This is a genomic window from Sphingomonas spermidinifaciens (genome assembly GCF_002351485.1).
GTDB classification, from domain to species: Bacteria; Pseudomonadota; Alphaproteobacteria; order Sphingomonadales; family Sphingomonadaceae; genus Sphingomonas; species Sphingomonas spermidinifaciens.
Genome location: NZ_NWMW01000001.1, coordinates 1,947,525 through 1,966,566, shown reverse-complemented (window position 1 = coordinate 1,966,566; position 19,042 = coordinate 1,947,525). Strand labels below are relative to the sequence as shown.

The window sequence follows — 19,042 nt, the reverse complement described above, 5'->3', positions numbered from 1 at the left end:
AGATGAAGCTTCGCCCCGCCGCCCTGCTCCTGCCGCTCGCGCTCGCGACCGTCGCCTGCGCGCCGCAATCGCCGCAGGAGCAGCAGGCCGACCAGATTCGCGATCAGGCCGACGCGCAGGGCGACGCGATCGAGGCCGCCGCCGCCAACCAGGCCGCGCAGATGGAGGAACAGGCGGCGACGCTGACCAACCAGGCCGGCACGTCGCAGGGCTTCGACGCCCAGCGCATCAACGTGCGGGCGGAGGCGCTGCGCAAGGAAGCCGAGCTCATCAAGGAACAGGCCGAAGCCCGGGCCAAGGCCGTCCGCGACCAGGGCGAGGCGCAGGCGAGCGCGGTGCTGGCGAAGTAAGGCCCTATCCCCTCCCGCTCAGGGGCGGGCGGGGCGCGCCTGAGGCTCACCGAGCCCGACGCTCGCAGCAGGCCCCCACCCTCGGGCTTTGTCAGCTGCCCACAATCCATTTGACTCCCGCCCCGGCGCCGCTAGGGCCGTCGGCGGGCCACGCGGTCCCAACGCCGCGCGTGCTCTCTGTGAGGAGAGTCAGACATGACTGAAGTGACTGCCGCCGACGCCACCCTTGCGTCCGCGAAACCCGCCGTGAAGCCGGCACGCCCCCATTTCTCCAGCGGTCCCTGCGCCAAGCCGCCCGGCTGGTCGCCCGACAAGCTCGACACGCGCGTCATGGGCCGCTCGCACCGCTCGAAGCTCGGCAAGAACCGGCTCCAGCACGCCATCGACCTGACCCGCGAGATCCTCGGCGTGCCCGACACGCATCGCATCGGCATCGTGCCGGCGAGCGACACCGGCGCGGTCGAGATGGCGATGTGGTCGCTGCTCGGCGCGCGGCCCGTCACTTTGCTCGCCTGGGAAAGCTTCGGCGAGGGCTGGGTGACCGACGCGGTCAAACAGCTGAAGATCGAGCCGACCGTTCTCAAGGCGCCCTATGGCGAGATCGTCGACCTGACGACGGTCGACCAGAGCCACGACGTCATCTTCACCTGGAACGGCACCACCTCGGGCGTGCGCGTTCCCAATGGCGAGTGGATCCGCGACGATCGGGAGGGGCTGTCCTTCGCCGATGCGACCTCGGCGGTGTTCGCGATGGACATGCCGTGGGACAAGCTCGATGTGACCACCTTCTCCTGGCAGAAGGTGATGGGCGGGGAGGGCGGCCACGGCATCCTGATCCTCGGTCCGCGCGCGGTCGAGCGCCTTGAAAGCTACACCCCCGCCTGGCCGCTCCCCAAGATCTTCCGCATGACCAAGGGCGGCAAGCTGATCGAGGGCATCTTTAAGGGTGAGACGATCAACACCCCCTCGATGCTCGCGGTCGAGGATTATATCTTCGCGCTCGAATGGGCGCTGGGCATCGGCGGCCTCAATGCGCTGATCGGCCGCTCGACAGCGAACGCGACCGCGCTCGGCCGCATCGTGGACGAGCGCGACTGGCTGGGCCATCTCGCCGCCGATCCGGCGACGCGCTCGAACACCAGCGTCTGCCTGACGGTCGAGGGCGCGGACGAGGCGTTCATCAAGAAGATGGCCTCGCTCTTGGAAGCTGAGCACGCCGCCTACGACATCGCAGGCTATCGCGACGCCCCGCCGGGCCTGCGCATCTGGTGCGGCGCGACCGTCGATACCGCCGATATCGAGGCACTCGGCCCGTGGCTCGACTGGGCCTATGCCGAGGCGAAGCGCGCTTAAATCCCATTGACCTCACCCCGGCGAACGCCGGGGTTGCTCCACAATCGCGCCCCCGCGGCGCCCGATCCCGGCCTTCGCTGGGATGACGAGGTGAACCATGCCCAAGGTCCTGATTTCCGACAAGATGTCCCCCCTCGCTGCCCAGATCTTCCGCGAACGCGGGGTCGAGGTGGACGAGATCACCGGCAAGACCCCCGACGAATTGAAGGCGATCATCGGCGAATATGACGGCCTCGCCATCCGTTCCTCGACCAAGGTGACGAAGGACATCCTTGCCGCCGCCACGAACCTCAAGGTGATCGGCCGCGCTGGCATCGGCGTCGATAACGTCGACATCCCCGCGGCGTCGGCTGCGGGCGTCGTCGTCATGAACACGCCGTTCGGCAACTCGATCACCACCGCCGAGCATGCCATCGCGCTCATGTTCGCGCTCGCCCGCCAGCTGCCCGAGGCCAACGCGCAGACACAGGCGGGCACCTGGCCCAAGAACGGCTTCATGGGCGTCGAGGTGACGGGCAAGACGCTGGGCCTGATCGGGGCGGGCAATATCGGCTCGATCGTCGCCGACCGTGCGCTCGGCCTCAAGATGAAGGTCGTCGCCTACGACCCCTTCCTGTCGCCCGACCGCGCGGTCGAGCTGGGGATCGAGAAGGTCGAGCTGGATCAGCTGCTCGCCCGCGCCGACTTCATCACGCTGCACACGCCGCTCACCGACCAGACGCGCAACATCCTGTCGGCGGAGAATCTTGCCAGGACCAAGAAGGGCGTGCGGATCATCAACTGCGCGCGCGGCGGCCTCATTGACGAGGCGGCGCTGAAGGAACTGCTCGACAGCGGCCACATCGCCGGCGCCGCGCTCGACGTGTTCGTGACCGAACCGGCCAAGGAACACCCGCTGTTCGGCACGCCCAATTTCGTCGCGACGCCGCATCTCGGCGCCTCGACCAACGAGGCGCAGGTCAACGTCGCCCTTCAGGTCGCCGAACAGATGGCCGACTATCTCGTCTCGGGCGGCGTCACCAACGCGCTCAACATGCCGAGCCTGTCGGCCGATGAAGCGCCGCGCATCCGTCCGTACATGGCGCTGGCCGAGCGGCTGGGATCGCTCGTCGGCCAGCTGAGCCGCGATGCCGCACCGCGCATCTCGATCCATCTCGAGGGCGCCGCGGCCGAACTCAATCCCAAGCCGATCGTCTCGGCCGTGCTCGCCGGCTACCTCCGCGTCCATTCGGACACGGTCAACATGGTCAACGCGCCCTTCCTCGCCAAGGAGCGCGGCATGGAAGTGCGCGAGGTGCGCACCGAGCGCGAGGGCGATTACCACACGCTCGTCCGCGTCTCGGTCAAAACCGAGGCGGGCGAGCGATCGGTCGCGGGCACGCTGTTCGGCAACGAGGCACCGCGCGTCGTCGAGCTGTTCGGGATTAAGGTCGAGGCCGATCTGGCCGGTCACATGCTCTATGTCGTCAACGAGGATGCCCCCGGCTTCATCGGCCGCATCGGCACGACGCTGGGCGAGGCGGGCGTCAACATCGGCACCTTCCACCTCGGCCGCCGCGCCGCGGGCGGCGAAGCGGTGCTCCTCCTCTCGGTCGACGAGCCGGTGACGAGCGACCTGATCGCCAAGGTCCGCGCGCTGCCGGGTGTCAAGACGGTGATGGCGCTGCGGTTTTAAGGTACTTCTAGCCCCTTCCCCTTTGGAGAGCGCCGGGTGGACAGCGCGGGGCACTGTTCACCGGGCGGTGGTTGGGAGGGGCTGTGCCGAAGACCGGCGAGCTGTTGCTGGCGAGAGCGCGCGGCATGCGGCTCGATGGCGTCAAGTTCAGCCGGCAGTTGGTCAGCGGTCCCTAGATCGTCGACTTCGACGCACGATCGCTAAAACTTTTGTTGGAGGTTGACGGCGACACCCACGATGCCGACAGCGCGAAGGACGAAAGCCGCACGGCTTTTCTGGAGCGCGAGGGTTATCGGGTGATCCGTTTCACCAATCGGGATGTTGGAAGCAATCTGGTGGGCGTGGTTGAAGCCATCGGCGTCGCGCTCGCGGCTCGGCCCCTCTCCCAACCCTCTCCCCAGAGGGGAGAGGGCTAAGCGATGACCGGCCTCCTTCCCGAAGGGTTTCACGACCGCCTGCCGCCATTCGCCGACGCTGCCGCTCGGCTCGAGCGGCGCGTGCTCGATACCGCGTTCGCGCATGGGTACGAGCAGGTGGACCCGCCGCTTGTCGAGTTCGAGGCGGCGCTGCGCCGGCGGCTGAAGGCGGGCGGCGCGCGCGATTCGGTGCGCTTCGTCGATCCCGCGTCGCAGGCGACGCTCGCCGTCCGCCCCGACATCACCGCGCAGGTCGGCCGCATCGCCGCCACCCGCATGGCCCACCATCCCCGGCCGGTGCGCCTGTCCTATGCCGGCCCCGTCATTCGCCTGCGTGGCGGCCAGCTGCGCCCCGAGCGTGCGGCGCGCCAGATCGGCTGCGAGCTGATCGGCCGCGATTCGGTTGCCGCCGCGCGCGAGGTGGTGGGTGTCGCGATCGAGGCGCTGCAGGCGGCGGGGCTGGAGGGGCTGTCGATCGACTTCACGCTTCCCGACCTGCTCGGCGAGCTGACCGGCGACCTCGCACCCGACACGCTGGCGCGCCTGCGCGAGGCGCTCGACGGCAAGGATGCCGCGGGCGTCGCGGCGATCGATCGCGCGTTCCTGCCGCTGATCGAGGCGGCCGGCCCATTCGACGCGGCGCTCGCCCGGCTGCGGGACAGCGCGCACGGCCCCGCGCTCGCTAGCCGGATCGACGGGTTGGCCGAGATTGCCGCCTCGGTGCCGGCTGGGGTTGCGCTGACGCTCGACCCAACCGAGCGGCACGGATTCGAATATCAGAGCTGGCTCGGCTTCTCGCTGTTCCAGACCGGGGTGCCGGTCGAAGTCGGCCGCGGCGGCAGCTATACGATCGTCCATGACGACGAGGCGGAGGAGCCGGCGATCGGCTTCTCGCTCTATGCCGACGCGATCCTCGATGCCGGCCTTGCGCCGGTCGAGCGGCGGCGGCTGTTCGTGCCGGTCGGCGCCGACCCCGCGGCGGCGGCGGAACTGCGGGAGCAAGGCTGGGTCACCGTCGCGGCGCTGGAAGCTGACGACACGCCCGAGGCGCAGTTGTGCACGCACATCCTGACACCAGAGGGACCGAAACCGGCATGAGCCTTTCCGATCATGGCTGGCGCACCGAACATGCGAACCGCGCCGCGCTGATCGTCGATGCCGCGGATTATTACGTTCATGCCCGGCGCGCGATGATGCTCGCGCGCGAGCGGATCATGCTGATCGGCTGGGACTTCGACACGCGCATCCTGCTCGATCGCGGCCATCCGCGCGACGGCGCGCCGACCGAGCTGGGGCCGTTCCTGACCTGGCTGGCCGATACCAAGCCCGACCTGTGCATCAACATCCTCACCTGGGACGTGGCGGCGGTGAAGCTGCTCGGGCGCGGCACCACCGCGCTTCGGCTCCTGCGCTGGATGGCGCGGCCCAACATCACTTTCCTTCCCGACAATGCGCATCCATTCGGTGGCAGCCATCACCAGAAGATCGTCGTGATCGACGACGCTTTCGCCTTTTGCGGGGGCATCGACATGACCGCCTCGCGCTGGGACACGCGCGAGCATCTCGACGATGACGAACGGCGGCGGCGGCCCTTCACCGGGCGGCGGTCGATGCCTTGGCACGACGCCTCGATGGCGGTCGATGGCGTGGCGGCGAAGGCGCTGGGCGACCTTGCGCGCGAACGCTGGACGATCGCCGGCGGCAATGAGTTGCCCGAACCCGCGCCCGGCAACGATGCCTGGCCCGAGGGGCTGGCCCCGCATTTCCGCGACCTCGACATCACCATCGCCCGGACTCGCGGCGCGAACGGCGAGATCGACGAACTGCGCGAGATCGAGGCGATGTTCGTCGCCATGATCGAAGGCGTGAAGCGCTTCGCCTATATCGAAACGCAGTATTTCGCCTCGCGCGTGATCGCCGAGGCGATCTGCAAACGGCTCGATGAGAAGGACGGCCCCGAATTCGTCATCGTCAACCCGTTCAAGGCCGATGGCTGGCTCGAGGAAGAGGTGATGGGCGCCGCCCGCGCCGAACTCGTCCATGCGCTGCGCCGTCACCCGCACCATGACCGCATCCGCATCTATACCCCCGTCACGCATCGCGGGGCCGACATCTACGTCCATGCCAAGATCATGATCGCGGATGACGAGGTGCTGCGCGTCGGTTCGGCCAACATGAACAACCGGTCGATGGGCCTCGACAGCGAATGCGATCTCGTGATCGAGGCGAACAGCGACGATCGCCGCGCGGCGATCGCCGGCATCCGCGACGACCTGATGGGGGAGCATCTGGGCGTTGCACCGGCGGTCGTCGCCGAGACGCTGGCGCAGACGGGCTCGTTGATCGCCACGGTCGAGCGGCTGCGCGGGTCGGGGCGGACGCTCAAGCCCTTTGATCCGCCCGAGAAGGGCGACCTTCAGCGCGGGATCGCGCGCAGCCAGGCACTCGACCCCGAGCATCCCGACCAGGCGTTCGAGCCCGCCGGGCATGGCAGGCTGGTCAAGGGCGTCCGCCGCCGCGCGCGGGCGATGCGGCGGCGCCTTCGTCGTCATTGACGGCCGCCCGCCGCGGTCTAAAGCGCGGAGACATGCGCTTCTTCTCCGACAATGCCGCTCCCGCTTGTCCCGCCGTCATGGCCGCGTTGGTCGAGGCGAACGTGCAGGACACCGCCTATGACGGCGATGGGTGGTCGCAGCGGCTCGACGGCGCATTCTCCGACCTGTTCGGCACCGACGTGGCGGTCCTCTGGGTCCCGACCGGCACCGCCGCCAATGCGCTGGCGCTCGCCGCGATGGTCCCGCCGCACGGTGCCGTCCTCTGCCACCGAGAGGCCCATATCCAGGTCGATGAATGCGGCGCGCCGGAGTTCTACACCCATGGCGCCAAGCTGCTGCTGATCGAGGGCGAGGGGGCCAAGCTGACCCCGCAGTCGATCGAGGACACCGCGTCGGCGATCCGCGACGACGTGCATCAGGTCCAGCCCCACGCGATCAGCATCACCAACGCGACCGAGGCGGGGCGCGTCTACACCCCCGCCGAAGTCGCCGCGATCGGCGAGGTAGCCAAGCGCCGAGGGCTCGCCCTCCACATGGACGGCGCGCGCTTCGCCAACGCCGTTGCGCATCTCGGTTGCGCGCCGGCCGAGGTCACGTGGCGCGCGGGCGTCGATGCGCTCTCTTTCGGCTTCGTCAAGAATGGCGGCATGTCGGCCGAGGCGCTGGTGTTCTTCCGCCCCGACCTTGCCGCCACCACCCGCTATCGCCGCAAGCGCGCCGGGCACCTCCAGTCGAAGGGGCGCTATCTCGCCGCGCAGCTGCTTGCGATGCTCGAGGGCGACGTCTGGCTCGCCAATGCCCGCGCGGCAAATGCCGGGGCGGCGCTGATCGCCGCCGCCGCGCCGCACCGGCTGGTCGAGCCGGTTGAGGCGAACGAGGTGTTCCTGCGCCTTTCCGCCGAAGAGGCAGCGTCCCTCCGCACGCAGGGCTTCGACTTCTACGACTGGGGGCCGGGGCAGGCGCGCTTCGTGACGGCATGGGATCAGGGCGAGGCGGCGGTCCGGCCGCTCGCCGACGCCATCGCCGCGCTGTGACGGGCGCGCCGCGCCCGCAATCGACGCGACTGTCGGTGCTGATCCCGTTCGGCATCGTCACGCTGATCTGGGGATCGACCTGGATCGTCATCACCGGCCAGCTGGGACAGGTGCCGCCGAGTTGGTCGGTTGCCTATCGCTTCGCCATCGGCGGCGCGGCGATGCTCGGCTGGGGGCTGTGGCGGCGCGAGCCGCTGGCGCTCGATGCGCGCGGGCTGCGCTTCGCGGCGCTGCTGGGGCTCATGCAGTTCGTGCTCAACTTCAACTTCGTCTATCGCGCCGAACTTTATGTCACCTCGGGGCTTGTGGCGGTGGTGTTCGCGCTGTTGCTGGTGCCCAACGCGATCCTCTCGCGCCTCTTCCTCGGGCAGCGTATGGGGCGGCAGCTGATCGCCGGGTCGGTGATCGCGATGGGCGGAATCGCGCTATTGTTCATCCACGAGGCGCGGATCGACGCCGGCGGGGCGAGCCGCACGCTGACGGGCATCGCAATCACGCTGGCCGGGGTGTGTTCGGCGTCGGTCGCCAACGTCATGCAGGCGTCGGGAACCGCACGCGCCTATCCGATGGCGGCGATGCTCGGCTGGGCGATGCTGATCGGCGCGGGCATCGATGCGGCGTTCGCCTGGACGACCACGGGGCCGCCGCGCTTCGATTGGAGCCCCGCTTATGTCGCGGGGCTGCTCTATCTGGGCCTCGCCGCCTCGGCGCTCGCCTTCACGCTCTATTTCGGGATCATCCGCACGATCGGGCCGGCCAAGGCAGCCTATTCGGGGGTGCTGGTCCCCGTCATCGCGATGGCGCTGTCGACCCTGTTCGAGGGCTATCGCTGGTCGGTGCTGGCGGGCGCCGGCGCGGTACTGGCGATGACCGGGCTGGTCGTGGCGTTGAGGGCGCGCAGGCCCAACCGATAGTCGGCATATCGCGGCTGCCAACCGAGCAGCCGCTTCGCCCGCCCGTTGGCGACGCGGCGGTTCTCCGCATGAAAGGCGCGCGCGGCGGGGCTGAGCGCTTCCAGCGGCACCACCGGCGGTGGATCGAGGCCGAGCAGTCGCGCGGCGAAGGCGACCACCTCGTCCTGCGCGCAAGGGTGATCGTCGGCGAGGTTGTAGGCACCCGGCGGTGCGTCGAGCCCCTTCGCCACCCCCTCGGCCAGATCCTCGACGTGGATGCGGCTGAATACCTGTCCCGCGATGCCGGTCCGGTGCGCCTCGCCCGCTGCCACCCGGTCGAGCGGCGAGCGGCCGGGGCCGTAGATGCCGGGCAGGCGAAACACGCGCGCACCCCGCGCCAGCCACGCGGCATCGGCCTCGTTCCGGTTCGCCCGTCGCCCGCGGATCGGTGCGCTCTCGTCGACCCACGCCCCGCCCGCATCGCCATAGACGCCGGTCGAGGAGAGATAGGCGAGCGCAGCGACCCCCAGTGCGTCGCCATAGGCGGCGAGTACCGGATCGCCCGCCTCGCCCGGCGGCACGCTCGACAGGATGTGCGTCGCCGCGCCCGCCTCGAACCGCACCCGCTCGGCATCGTCGAAAGCGATCGTCCCGTCGCGTCCATCGCGCGTCGTAGCCGCGACCCGCCAGCCGCGCGGGGCGAGCCGAGCGGCGATGACCTTCGCGCTATAGCCGAGCCCGAAGATCAGCAGCCTCACTGGCTGGGTGTGCCCCCATAGAGCGAGCCGAAGAAGTCACCCTTGTTCCAGGTCGGCCGCGGCCCGTCGGCGAGCTGGCGCGCGAGCTTGTAGTTGAGCATCGCAAAGCGGCGCGCCGAGGCCCAGTCGAAGGGCAGCTTCATGTCGTCCGACGGCTGGTGGTAATGCTTGTCGAGGAAGTCCTTGGTCGCCGCCTTGCCCGGTCCGCTCCAGCCGGCGTCGATCGAGACCGAGGGGACGCCCTGCTTGACGAAGCTGTAGTGATCGGTGCGCACGAAGTTCGATTCTTCCGGCGCCGGGTCGGGGCTGAGCTTCAGCCCCTCGGCACTCGCCACCTTCGCCAGCACCGGCCCGATGCTCGACCGGTCGGCGCCGTACGCGATGATGTCCTCGAACTTGTAGGTCATGATCGGCATGTCGAGATTGACGTCGGCGACGATCGACCCCTTCGGCACGGTGGGAAAGCGCGCATAATAATCCGAGCCGATCAGCCCCTCTTCCTCGGCGGTCACCGCGAGGAACAGCAGGCTGCGCTTCGGGGGCGCCCCCGCGTCGCGAAAGGCGCGCGCGGCCTCGAGCATCGAGGCGATACCCATCGCATTGTCCATTGCGCCGTTGTTGATCGCGTCGCCGTTCACCGGCTCGCCGACGCCTATATGGTCGAGATGCGCGGTCAGCACGACATATTCGTTGCGGAGCGCAGGGTCGCTCCCCTCGAGCTTGCCGACGATATTGGCGCTGGTCAGCGACACGATCTCGCTGCGCTGGGCAAAGCGCGCGGTGACGCCGAGAGCGCCCGTCGGCACCGGCTTCTTGGCGGCATCGGCCTTGCGCACGCGGTCCCACGCGACCGGCGAGCGGGCGAACAGCTTCGCTGCGCCCGCCTCGCTAATCGCCGCCAGTTGCGGCGCGCCGTCGCCGCGCGGCTGGCCGGGGCGGGTCCAGTTCATGCTCGGCCCCGACCACGCCTCGACGATCGCGGGAAAGTCGTAGGTCGCGCGGATCGCCGCCGATTCAATGAAGACGATGCCCTTCGCCCCGCGCTTGCCGGCGATCTCGGCCTTCACCTCCCGGTTGCCGTAATGCGCGGCGACCTCGCTGTTGAGGCCCGGCGGCCCGCCATAGAGGACGGCCACGATACGGCCGTTCACGTCGAGGCCGCGATAGTCGTCCACCCCGCGGGTCGGATCGACGACGCCGTATCCGGCGAACACGACCTCGCCCTCGACGGTGCGGTCGGCGTCGGTCAGGCTGGCTCGCCCGACGAAATCGGTGCCCGCAACCAGCGGTTGGGTCGCGCCCGCCCGCGTCAGCGATGCGGTCCCCTCCAGCGGTCGGGCGGCGACCAGCGGGACCGTCTGGCGCCACGTCCCGTTATCGCCCGCGGGGGTCAGCCCCGCTTCCTGCATCCGTGCCGCCACATAGGCCGCGGCGACGTCGTGTTCAGGGCTGCCCGCCTGCCGCCCCTTGAGTGCATCATCAGCGAGAAAAGCGACATGCGCCTTCATCGCCGCCTGATCCGGGGGAAGCGGCGCATCGGTCGCCGCGATCAGAAGCGCCGCGGCGCCGCCGAGCAGCAGCGCCCTCACTTTGCGCCTAACCCATTGTAGAGCGTGCCGAAGAAGTCGCCCTTGTTCCAGCGCGGCCGCTCGGGCGCGTCGGCGATCTCACGCGCGATCATGTAGTTCGCTTCGATGAAGCGCACCCCCGACGACCAGTCGATCGGCGGCGTCTGGCCGACCTCGTCGCTCGGCTGGTGATAGTGCGTCGACAGGAACGCGTCGAACGCCGCCTTGCCCGGCCCCTTGGTGCCCGGCCAAACGAACACGCTCGGAATGCCCTGCTGGACGAAGCGATAATGGTCGGAGCGCACGAAGAAGCCCTGATCGGGCATCGGGTCGGGCGAGATTTCGAGATTGAGCTTGCCGGCGGCGTTCTTGACGTACTGGCCCAGCGTCGTGCGGTCCGCGCCGAAGGCGACGATATCCTCGAACTTGTAAGTGATGATTGGCATGTCGAGATTGACGTCGGCGACGAGGTTCGCCTTGGGCAGCGTCGGATAGTGGGCGAAGTAATCCGCGCCGACCAGGCCCTTTTCCTCCGCCGTGACCGCAAGGAACAGCACCGAACGCTTGGGCGCAGCGCCCGCCGCCTTGAACCGCTTGGCCTCCTCGATCAGCGAGGCGATGCCGACCGCATTGTCCATCGCGCCGTTGTAGATCGTGTCGCCGTTCTTGGCCTTGCCGACGCCGACATGGTCGAGATGGGCGGTGAGGACGACCACTTCGTCCTTGAGCTTGGGATCGCTGCCGGGCAGCAGGCCGGCGACGTTATAGCTCGTGACGGGCTTCGTCTCGGTCTTGAGCCGGACCGACAGGCGGCCGGGCAGCTCGGTCGCGCGGAACTTGGCATTGGGGTTCTCGGCGGTTGCAACGACGCTGGCCCATGGGGTCTTCGCGCCCGCGAACAGCTTCTCCGCGCCCTTCATGCTCAGCGTGCCGAGCGCCGGCGCCTTCGGCGCGGCGAAGAAGCCGGTGCCGTCCTTCTCGGCCCAGGTCATGCGCGCGCTGTCCCAGGTCTCGGCCAGGCGCGAGAAGGGGCGGACACGCGCGCTCGACGGCGACTCGAGCACGATGACGCCGACCGCGCCCTTGGCCTGCGCGGTCACCGCCTTGTTCGCGGCATTGCCGAAATGCGCGCGCTCCTCGCCCGGCAGCCCCGCGGGCGCCCCCGAGAAGAAGGCGACGACCTTGCCGTGGACGTCGACGCCGGCATAGTCGTTGCGCTTGAAGGCGGGCGCGTCGATGCCGTAGCCGACGAACACGACCGGCGCGTCCACCGTCGTCTCGGCGCGCATCGGGTCGGCGCCGGGCAGATACTCCTCGCCGAAGGTCAACGCGGTCGCGCTGCCGCCCCTGGGCGCCCAGCCGAAGCTGCCCTTGTCGGCCGGCTTGTAGCTGACCAGCGGCACGGTCTGGAGGTAGCTGCCACTGTCGCCCGCGGGTCGCAGCCCCGCGGCGTAATATTGCGCGGCGACGTACTGCGCGGCGACGTTGTAGCTGTCGGTTCCCGCCTCGCGCCCCTGCATCGCGTCGCTCGCCAGGAACATGACGTGCGCCTTCATCGCCGCCTCGGCCTCGGGCAGCGCGGCGTTGACGCGGGCATTCACCTCAGCGGGGTTGGGGGCAGGGGCGGGCGCCTCCTGCGCGGCGGCGACGGTGGCGAGCGAAAGCGAGGCAAGCAGCAGACTGCGAAAGATCATCGGGGCTCCGGAGGACTTAGGGCCGTATCAACCGCGCCTTGTTGCACCCGCGCGGCCCCCCAAGTAAAGCGCGCCGTCCCATGAAAAGCCCACTCGTCATCGCCGTGCCGAAAGGCCGTATCCTGTCCGAGGCGCTGCCGCTGCTCGCCGCGGCGGGAATCGTACCCGAGCCGGCCTTTTCGGACGAGGACAGCCGGGCGCTGCGCTTCGCCACCAACCGGGCCGACATCGACCTGATCCGCGTCCGCGCGTTCGATGTCGCTACCTTCGTCGCGCACGGCGCGGCGCAGCTCGGCATCGTCGGCTCCGACGTGCTGATGGAGTTCGCCTATGCCGAGCTCTACGCCCCCGTCGATCTCGGCATCGGCCATTGCCGCATCTCGGTCGCCGAGCCCGCCGACATGGCCGCCAAGGACGACCCGCGCGGCTGGAGCCACGTCCGCATAGCCACCAAGTATCCCGGCATCACCCGCCGCCATTTCGAGGCGCGCGGCGTGCAGGCCGAGTGCGTGAAGCTGAACGGCGCAATGGAGCTCGCGCCCATCCTCGGCCTCGCGCCGCGCATCGTCGATCTGGTCAGCTCGGGCCGGACGCTCAAGGAGAACGGGCTGGTGGAGGTCGAGCCGATCGCCGAGGTTTCATCGCGGCTGGTCGTCAACCGCGCCGCGTTCAAGACGCGCGGTGAGGTGGTCGGGCTGGTCGACGCCTTCCGCGCGGCCGTCGCCGGAAAGGCCGCCGCATGATCCGCCTCGACACCGCCGCCCCCGGCTTCGCCGCCGCGTTCGATGCGCTGGTCAATGACCGGCGCGAGGCCGATGCCGACGTTTCGCGCGACGTCGCCGCGATCATCGGCAGCGTGCGACGGGAGGGCGATGCCGCGATCCACGCCTTCACCAAGAAGTTCGACGGCCACGACCTCAACGAGAGCGGCTGGCGAATCGAGCGCGCCGATTGCGACGCGGCCCTCGCGACCCTCGACTCCGACCTGCGCGTGGCGCTGAAGCTGGCGCGCGACCGCATTGCCGCCTATCACGAGAAACAACGGCCCGCCGACGCCGAGTATGCGGAGGCGAACGGCATCGTTACCGGCGCACGCTGGCGCGGGGTGGATGCGGCGGGGCTATACGTGCCCGGCGGGCGTGCCGCCTATCCCAGTTCGGTGCTGATGAACGCGATCCCCGCGCGCGTTGCCGGCGTCGAGCGGTTGGTGATCGTCACGCCAACTCCGAACGGGGAGGTCAACCCGCTCGTCCTTGCCGCGGCGGCGCTGGTCGGCGCGGACGAGGTGTGGCGCGTCGGCGGCGCGCAGGCGGTTGCTGCGCTCGCTTACGGCACCGACCGTATCAAGGCTGTCGACGTGATCTGCGGCCCCGGCAATGCCTGGGTCGCGGAGGCCAAGCGCCAGCTCTTCGGCGTCGTCGGCATCGACATGGTTGCGGGGCCGAGCGAGATCGTCGTCGTCGCCGACGGCGCCAACGATCCCGAATGGACCGCCGCGGACCTCCTGAGCCAGTCGGAGCACGATCCCACCAGCCAGTCGATCCTGTTCACCGACGATGCGGGCTTCGCCGATGCGGTCGCCGATGCGGTGGATCGCCAGATCGGCACGCTCTCGACCGCTAAAGTGGCGCGCGCGGCATGGGACGCCAACGGCGCAATCGTCCTCGTCCCCTCGCTTGCCGAGGCGATGCCGCTCGTCAATCGCCTCGCGCCCGAGCATCTCGAGCTTGCCGTCGCCGATCCGGCGCCGCTGTTCGACCTCGTCCGCCACGCTGGGTCGGTCTTTCTCGGCCGCCATACGCCCGAGGCGGTGGGCGACTATGTCGCCGGACCGAATCACGTCCTGCCGACCGGCCGCCGCGCGCGTTTCGCAAGCGGGCTGTCGGTGATCGACTTCATGAAGCGTACGAGCTTCCTGTCTCTCAGCCAGGAAGGCCTCGCCGCGATCGGCCCCGCTGCAGTGCGTCTGGCCGAGGCGGAGGGGCTGCCCGCGCACGCTCGCTCGGTCGCGCTTCGCCTGCCCTGATTTCCCCAAGTTCCGGAACCCGAATGCCCAGTCCCAAGTCCCGCTCCCGCACCCAGGCCCGCGCCGCCGCGCGGCTTGCCGCCATTCAGGCGCTGTACCAGCACGAGATGGAGGGGACGGCGATTCCCGCGCTGCTGCACGAATTCCACCAGCACCGCCTGGGCGCCACCATCGAGGATGCCGAGTATCACGACGCGGACGTCCATTTCTTCGACGATCTCGTCCAGGGCACGATGGCGCGGCTTGCGGAAATCGACGCCGCGGTCGCTGGCAAGCTCGCCACTGGCTGGTCGCTCGATCGGCTCGATAAGCCGATGCGCCAGATCCTGCGCTGCGGCACCTATGAGCTGATCGCACGTCCCGACGTGCCCGTGGGCGCGGTGATCAGCGAGTATCTCGACGTCACCGACGCCTTTTACGACCGGCGCGAGAAGGGATTCGTCAACGGCCTGCTCGACGCGGTCGCCCGGGAAGTGCGCGGCGCCCCCGCTGCGGGCTGAACCCGAACCAAGACCGGCGGGTTGTAGGGCAGTCCTAAAGGAGTGTCCCGATGAAGCGTTTCCTGCCCCTCGCCCTTATCGCCGCGCTGCCGCTCACCGCGATGCCCGTCGCGGCAATGCCGAGCGCAGCGCCCGAAATGCAGCGACGCGACCGCGACGATTATCGCTGGCGTGGCGACCGCCGCGACTGGGAACCCAGCCGCAGCTATCGCGAGGGCCGTTATCGCGAGCGGCGCCTTAGCCGTGACGACCGCATCTATCGCGGCCGCGATGGCCGCGCCTATTGCCGCCGTAACGATGGCACCACCGGCCTCGTCGTCGGTGCGGTCGGCGGCGGCGTGCTTGGCAACCTCGTCGGTGGCGGCACGCTCGGTACGTTGCTTGGCGCGGGCGGCGGCGCGCTGCTCGGCCGCGAAATCGACCGCGGCGGCGTCCGCTGCCGCTGACCTTTGAGTCGCGCCGCCGTCCCGATCGGACGGCGGCGCGACCGATCAGTCGAAACAGCGCGCGCGGGTGACGTGGTCGAGGTTCATGCGCTTCTCGATCGTCACCGCGACGCCGCGCTGGAAGCCCGCGCGTCGGCAGTAATTGGCCGCCGCCATTCCGCAATCGGCACCACAAAGCAGGCTGACCGCCGCAACCGTCTCCTCGCGCGCCGCCGGCCGCTGTGAATAGCCGCCGCGCGGCCGGTCGTAACCGCGCTCGCGATCGAGTTCGCGCTCAAGCGCGTCGATGCGTCGTTCCATGCGATCAAGACGTCGCAGCACCTCGTCCTCGAACCCGCGATCCTGCGCCGCCGCCGGCATCGTACCCGATACCGCCAGCAACAACGCCCCGATCGACAGCAGCTTTCGCATCGTACACCCCCTTTGCACGTTGAATATGGAAGCGGACTTATCTTGCTCGCGCGGCCGGGCCAAGTCGCATGGGCAAGACAAGCGCCGCAAAGCGCGCTAGCCGGGTCGCGTGAATGAAGCCGATTTCTTGTCCGCACTTCGCGGTCTGCCGCTGCACCCTGGTGCGATGAACCTGACCGACGACACCGCGCGCCTGTCCGAGTTCGTGCTGACCAAGGACCTGCTGGTCGAGGGTGTCCACTATCTCTCGGACGACCCGCCAGAGGACGTGGCGTGGAAGCTGATGGCGGTGAACCTGTCTGACCTCGCCGCCAAGGGGGCGGAGCCGGTCGGCGTGCTGCTCGGCTATCCGCTCGGTGACGACGCCTGGGACCGAGCTTTCCTGAAGGGACTCGGTGCGGCCTGTGCCGAGTTCGCCTGTCCGCTGCTCGGCGGCGACACCGTCCGGGGGCAGGGGGCGCGCACGCTCTCGCTGACCGCGATCGGCCGCGCGGGCGGGAAGGTACCGCTGAGGAGCGGTGCGCTGCCGGGGCAGGCGCTGTGGGTCGCGGGCACGATCGGCGATGCGCGGCTGGGGCTCGAGGTAGCGCGCAGCGGCGAGGGGCCGGAGGCACTGCTCCGCGCCTATCGCCGGCCGGTGCCGTTGATCGAGGCGGGAATGGCGCTCGGCCAGATCGTCAGCGCGATGACCGATGTCTCCGACGGCCTCCTCATCGACGCCGCGCGCATGGCGGCGGCAAGCGAGCTTGGCGCGGTGATCGACCTGTCGTGCATCCCGCGCTCCGACGCCGCGCGCGAGCGCACCGGCTCAAGTCGCGCCGCGCGACTTGAGGCGGCGACCGCGGGCGACGATTATGCGCTTCTCTTTTCACTGCCGCGAAGCGTAACGCCGCCGGTCGAGGCCAAGCGCGTCGGCTGGACCGAGACGGGGTTCGGCCTTCGCCTGATTGATGCAGGTGAATCTGTGCCGCTGCCCGCCTCGCTTGGCTGGGAACACGGGCGCGACTGAGCGCGAAAGCGCCGCTTGCGCGGGGCCGGATCGCTCACTACCCCTACCCGCCCGGTGACCCGCGGCGGCATCGTATCGGCGCGGGCGCCCCATTAGGATGAGGGGAAGTCAGCGACATGGACATTGTTCTGATCGCCATCGGATGCGGCGTGCTCGCGGTCCTGTATGGCATCGTCACCGCCGCGCAGGTGCTGCGCGCGCCCGCCGGCGACGCCCGGATGCAGGACATTGCTGGCGCGATCCAGGAGGGCGCCAAGGCCTATCTCGGCCGCCAGTACCGCACCATCGCCATCGTCGGCGTGATTGTCGCCGTCATCCTCGCGCCGACGCTCGGCCTCCTCTCCACCATCGGTTTCGCGATCGGCGCGGTGCTGTCGGGCATCGCCGGCTATGTCGGCATGCTGATCTCGGTCCGCGCCAACGTCCGCACGGCGGAAGCGGCGCGCACCTCGCTCCAGGGCGGGCTCACCATGGCGTTCCGGTCGGGCGCGGTCACCGGCATGCTTGTCGCGGGCCTCGGCTTGCTCGCGATCGCGGGCATCTTCGCTTACCTGATCGGGCCGGGCGGCATGGACCTGGCCGTCGAGGCCGACCGTCGCCACATCGTCGAGGCGCTGACCGCGCTGGCGTTCGGCGCGTCGCTGATCTCGATCTTCGCGCGGCTGGGCGGCGGCATCTTCACCAAGGCGGCCGATGTCGGCGCCGACCTCGTCGGCAAGGTCGAGGCGGGCATTCCCGAGGACGATCCCCGCAACCCCGCCGTCATCGCCGACAACGTGGGCGACAATGTGGGCGACTGCGCCGGCATGGCCGCCGATCTGTTCGAAACCTATGTCGTGACCCTCGGCCTGACGATGGTCTCGATCGCGCTGTTGCTGCCCGCGGCGGAGAACCTGCTCCAGCTCATGGCGTTGCCGCTGATCGTCGGGGGCGTCTGCATCGTCACCTCGATCCTCGGGACCTACATGGTCCGGCTGGGCAAGGGCGGATCGATCATGGGCGCGCTCTACAAGGGGTTCTGGACCACCGCGATCCTCGCCGTCCCGGCGATCTGGCTGGCGATGCAGATGACGCTCGGCGACCTGTCGGCGCCCATCGGCGGCGCCGGTTTCCTCGAGGCGGGCACCGACGCGCTCACGACCGAGGGCGGGCCGCTGCCCGACGCGGCGACCAGCTTCAACGGCTGGGACCTGTTCTGGTGCATGATGATCGGGTTGGCCGTTACCGGGCTGCTCGTCTGGATTACCGAATATTACACCGGCACCAACTATCGCCCGGTAAAGTCGATCGCCAAGGCGAGCGTCACCGGCCACGGCACCAACGTCATCCAGGGTCTCGCGATCAGCCTCGAATCGACCGCGCTGCCCACGCTTGTCATCGTCGTCGCGGTGGTGGCGGCGTATCAGCTCGCCGGGATCATCGGCGTCGCCTTCGCCGCGACCGCGCTGCTGGCGCTGGCGGGCATGGTCGTCGCGCTCGATGCCTATGGTCCGGTCACCGACAATGCCGGCGGGATTGCAGAAATGGCGGGGCTGCCCGACGACGTGCGCGGGCGCACCGATGCATTGGATGCTGTCGGCAACACGACCAAGGCGGTGACCAAGGGTTATGCGATCGGCTCGGCGGCGCTCGCGGCGCTGGTGCTGTTCGGCGCGTACACCACCGACCTCAAGGCATTCTTTCCCGAGCTGTCCGTCGATTTCAGCCTGTCCAACCCCTATGTCATCGTCGGCCTGCTGCTCGGCGCGCTGCTCCCGTACCTCTTCGGCGCGTTCGGCATGACCGCGGTCGGCCGTGCGGCGGGATCGGTGGTGGAGGATGTGCGCGATCAGTTCCGATCGAACCCCGGCATCATGGCGGGCACCAGCCGGCCGAACTATGCCCGCACCGTCGATATCGTCACGCGCGCGGCGATCCGTGAGATGATCGTCCCCTCGCTCCTCCCCGTGCTCGCGCCGGTCGCGATCTACTTCATCGTGACCGCGGTGGCGGGGCAGGCACAGGGCTTCGCCGCGCTCGGTGCGATGCTCCTGGGGGTCATCGTCTCGGGGCTTTTCGTTGCCATCTCGATGACGTCGGGCGGCGGCGCGTGGGACAATGCCAAGAAGTATATCGAGGACGGCAATTATGGTGGCAAGGGGTCGGAGGCGCACAAGGCCGCCGTCACCGGCGACACCGTGGGCGATCCGTACAAGGACACCGCCGGTCCCGCGGTCAACCCGATGATCAAGATCACCAATATCGTCGCGCTGCTGCTGCTCGCGGCGCTGGCGGGCATGGGTTGACCGAGGGCGCCCGCCCCGACGCCGGCAAGGAAGCGGGCACGGCAGCGGGCGGGCGCTTCCCGCTGCATC

General features: G+C 69.3%; 18 protein-coding genes. 14 read left to right on the top strand and 4 right to left on the bottom strand.

The genetic code is table 11. The features are described from left to right. Positions 1–2 precede the first annotated feature (2 nt). The 8 genes from COC42_RS09405 to COC42_RS09370 all read left to right on the top strand — a co-directional run bounded on the left by COC42_RS09405 (position 3) and on the right by COC42_RS09370 (position 8,297). Positions 3–350, top strand: coding sequence for a hypothetical protein (locus COC42_RS09405; protein ID WP_141395824.1), 348 nt, complete (start codon positions 3–5; stop codon positions 348–350). 195 nt (positions 351–545) lie between these two features. After that, positions 546–1,703: a phosphoserine transaminase gene (locus tag COC42_RS09400; protein ID WP_096342853.1), complete on the top strand. Its 1,158-nt coding sequence runs from the start codon at positions 546–548 to the stop codon at positions 1,701–1,703. A 97-nt stretch (positions 1,704–1,800) separates the two neighbouring features. Then, complete coding sequence (gene serA, locus COC42_RS09395) at positions 1,801–3,378, top strand: phosphoglycerate dehydrogenase (protein WP_096342852.1); 1,578 nt, start codon at positions 1,801–1,803, stop codon at positions 3,376–3,378. 209 nt (positions 3,379–3,587) lie between these two features. Then, the gene (locus tag COC42_RS09390; protein ID WP_342747298.1) at positions 3,588–3,794 is read left to right on the top strand and encodes an endonuclease domain-containing protein; all 207 of its coding nucleotides are present in this window, start codon (positions 3,588–3,590) and stop codon (positions 3,792–3,794) included. 3 nt (positions 3,795–3,797) lie between these two features. Continuing rightward, a complete protein-coding gene (locus COC42_RS09385; RefSeq protein ID WP_096342851.1) occupies positions 3,798–4,892 on the top strand; it encodes an ATP phosphoribosyltransferase regulatory subunit in 1,095 nt (364 codons plus the stop codon). Continuing rightward, positions 4,889–6,349 carry a phospholipase D-like domain-containing protein gene (locus COC42_RS09380; RefSeq protein ID WP_096342850.1) on the top strand — a complete coding sequence of 487 codons (1,461 nt, stop codon included), beginning with the start codon at positions 4,889–4,891 and terminating at the stop codon, positions 6,347–6,349. The genes COC42_RS09385 and COC42_RS09380 overlap by 4 nt, the downstream gene beginning before the upstream one ends. 32 nt (positions 6,350–6,381) lie before the next feature. Next, positions 6,382–7,383: a threonine aldolase family protein gene (locus COC42_RS09375; RefSeq protein WP_096342849.1), complete on the top strand. Its 1,002-nt coding sequence runs from the start codon at positions 6,382–6,384 to the stop codon at positions 7,381–7,383. Beyond that, positions 7,380–8,297: a DMT family transporter gene (locus tag COC42_RS09370; RefSeq protein ID WP_245843958.1), complete on the top strand. Its 918-nt coding sequence runs from the start codon at positions 7,380–7,382 to the stop codon at positions 8,295–8,297. Before COC42_RS09375 ends, COC42_RS09370 begins: the two co-directional genes overlap by 4 nt. Here the strand turns inward: COC42_RS09370 and COC42_RS09365 are convergent. Genes COC42_RS09365 through COC42_RS09355 form a run of 3 tightly spaced genes read right to left on the bottom strand, consistent with a single transcriptional unit; the run spans position 8,207 to position 12,296 of the window. Continuing rightward, positions 8,207–9,034 carry a Rossmann-fold NAD(P)-binding domain-containing protein gene (locus tag COC42_RS09365; protein WP_096342847.1) on the bottom strand — a complete coding sequence of 276 codons (828 nt, stop codon included), beginning with the start codon at positions 9,032–9,034 and terminating at the stop codon, positions 8,207–8,209. The genes COC42_RS09370 and COC42_RS09365 overlap by 91 nt on opposite strands. After that, positions 9,031–10,623, bottom strand: a complete 1,593-nt coding sequence (locus tag COC42_RS09360) for a M20/M25/M40 family metallo-hydrolase (protein WP_245843957.1) — start codon at positions 10,621–10,623, stop codon at positions 9,031–9,033. Before COC42_RS09360 ends, COC42_RS09365 begins: the two co-directional genes overlap by 4 nt. Next, positions 10,620–12,296, bottom strand: a complete 1,677-nt coding sequence (locus COC42_RS09355; RefSeq protein WP_096342845.1) for a M28 family metallopeptidase — start codon at positions 12,294–12,296, stop codon at positions 10,620–10,622. The genes COC42_RS09360 and COC42_RS09355 overlap by 4 nt, the downstream gene beginning before the upstream one ends. Positions 12,297–12,376: 80 nt before the next feature. Between COC42_RS09355 and hisG the strand changes: the two genes are divergently transcribed. From hisG to COC42_RS09335, 4 genes are read left to right on the top strand one after another with little or no spacing between them, the layout of a single operon-like run. Continuing rightward, on the top strand, positions 12,377–13,039 hold the full coding sequence (hisG, locus tag COC42_RS09350) for an ATP phosphoribosyltransferase (RefSeq protein ID WP_096342844.1): 663 nt from the start codon (positions 12,377–12,379) through the stop codon (positions 13,037–13,039). Then, on the top strand, positions 13,036–14,322 hold the full coding sequence (hisD, locus tag COC42_RS09345; RefSeq protein ID WP_096342843.1) for a histidinol dehydrogenase: 1,287 nt from the start codon (positions 13,036–13,038) through the stop codon (positions 14,320–14,322). The genes hisG and hisD overlap by 4 nt, the downstream gene beginning before the upstream one ends. A gap of 23 nt (positions 14,323–14,345) precedes the next feature. After that, the gene (gene nusB, locus COC42_RS09340; protein ID WP_096342842.1) at positions 14,346–14,822 is read left to right on the top strand and encodes a transcription antitermination factor NusB; all 477 of its coding nucleotides are present in this window, start codon (positions 14,346–14,348) and stop codon (positions 14,820–14,822) included. A 50-nt stretch (positions 14,823–14,872) separates the two neighbouring features. After that, positions 14,873–15,268: a glycine zipper 2TM domain-containing protein gene (locus COC42_RS09335; RefSeq protein ID WP_096342841.1), complete on the top strand. Its 396-nt coding sequence runs from the start codon at positions 14,873–14,875 to the stop codon at positions 15,266–15,268. Between the two features lie 45 nt (positions 15,269–15,313). Here COC42_RS09335 and COC42_RS09330 read toward each other — a convergent pair whose 3' ends face one another. Continuing rightward, the gene (locus COC42_RS09330; RefSeq protein WP_096342840.1) at positions 15,314–15,679 is read right to left on the bottom strand and encodes a hypothetical protein; all 366 of its coding nucleotides are present in this window, start codon (positions 15,677–15,679) and stop codon (positions 15,314–15,316) included. Between the two features lie 109 nt (positions 15,680–15,788). Between COC42_RS09330 and thiL the strand changes: the two genes are divergently transcribed. Then, complete coding sequence (gene thiL, locus COC42_RS09325) at positions 15,789–16,688, top strand: thiamine-phosphate kinase (protein WP_176484603.1); 900 nt, start codon at positions 15,789–15,791, stop codon at positions 16,686–16,688. A gap of 116 nt (positions 16,689–16,804) precedes the next feature. Continuing rightward, a complete protein-coding gene (locus COC42_RS09320) occupies positions 16,805–18,973 on the top strand; it encodes a sodium-translocating pyrophosphatase (RefSeq protein ID WP_096342838.1) in 2,169 nt (722 codons plus the stop codon). The last annotated feature ends 69 nt before the right edge of the window (positions 18,974–19,042 follow it).

Coding starts and splice junctions, on each gene's coding strand:
- COC42_RS09405 (WP_141395824.1), top strand. CDS start 3: ATGAAGCTTCGCCCCGCCGCCCTGCTCCTGCCGCTCGCGCTCGCGACC.
- COC42_RS09400 (WP_096342853.1), top strand. CDS start 546: ATGACTGAAGTGACTGCCGCCGACGCCACCCTTGCGTCCGCGAAACCC.
- serA (WP_096342852.1), top strand. CDS start 1,801: ATGCCCAAGGTCCTGATTTCCGACAAGATGTCCCCCCTCGCTGCCCAG.
- COC42_RS09385 (WP_096342851.1), top strand. CDS start 3,798: ATGACCGGCCTCCTTCCCGAAGGGTTTCACGACCGCCTGCCGCCATTC.
- COC42_RS09380 (WP_096342850.1), top strand. CDS start 4,889: ATGAGCCTTTCCGATCATGGCTGGCGCACCGAACATGCGAACCGCGCC.
- COC42_RS09375 (WP_096342849.1), top strand. CDS start 6,382: ATGCGCTTCTTCTCCGACAATGCCGCTCCCGCTTGTCCCGCCGTCATG.
- COC42_RS09355 (WP_096342845.1), bottom strand. CDS start 12,296: ATGATCTTTCGCAGTCTGCTGCTTGCCTCGCTTTCGCTCGCCACCGTC.
- hisG (WP_096342844.1), top strand. CDS start 12,377: ATGAAAAGCCCACTCGTCATCGCCGTGCCGAAAGGCCGTATCCTGTCC.
- hisD (WP_096342843.1), top strand. CDS start 13,036: ATGATCCGCCTCGACACCGCCGCCCCCGGCTTCGCCGCCGCGTTCGAT.
- nusB (WP_096342842.1), top strand. CDS start 14,346: ATGCCCAGTCCCAAGTCCCGCTCCCGCACCCAGGCCCGCGCCGCCGCG.
- COC42_RS09335 (WP_096342841.1), top strand. CDS start 14,873: ATGAAGCGTTTCCTGCCCCTCGCCCTTATCGCCGCGCTGCCGCTCACC.
- COC42_RS09330 (WP_096342840.1), bottom strand. CDS start 15,679: ATGCGAAAGCTGCTGTCGATCGGGGCGTTGTTGCTGGCGGTATCGGGT.
- COC42_RS09320 (WP_096342838.1), top strand. CDS start 16,805: ATGGACATTGTTCTGATCGCCATCGGATGCGGCGTGCTCGCGGTCCTG.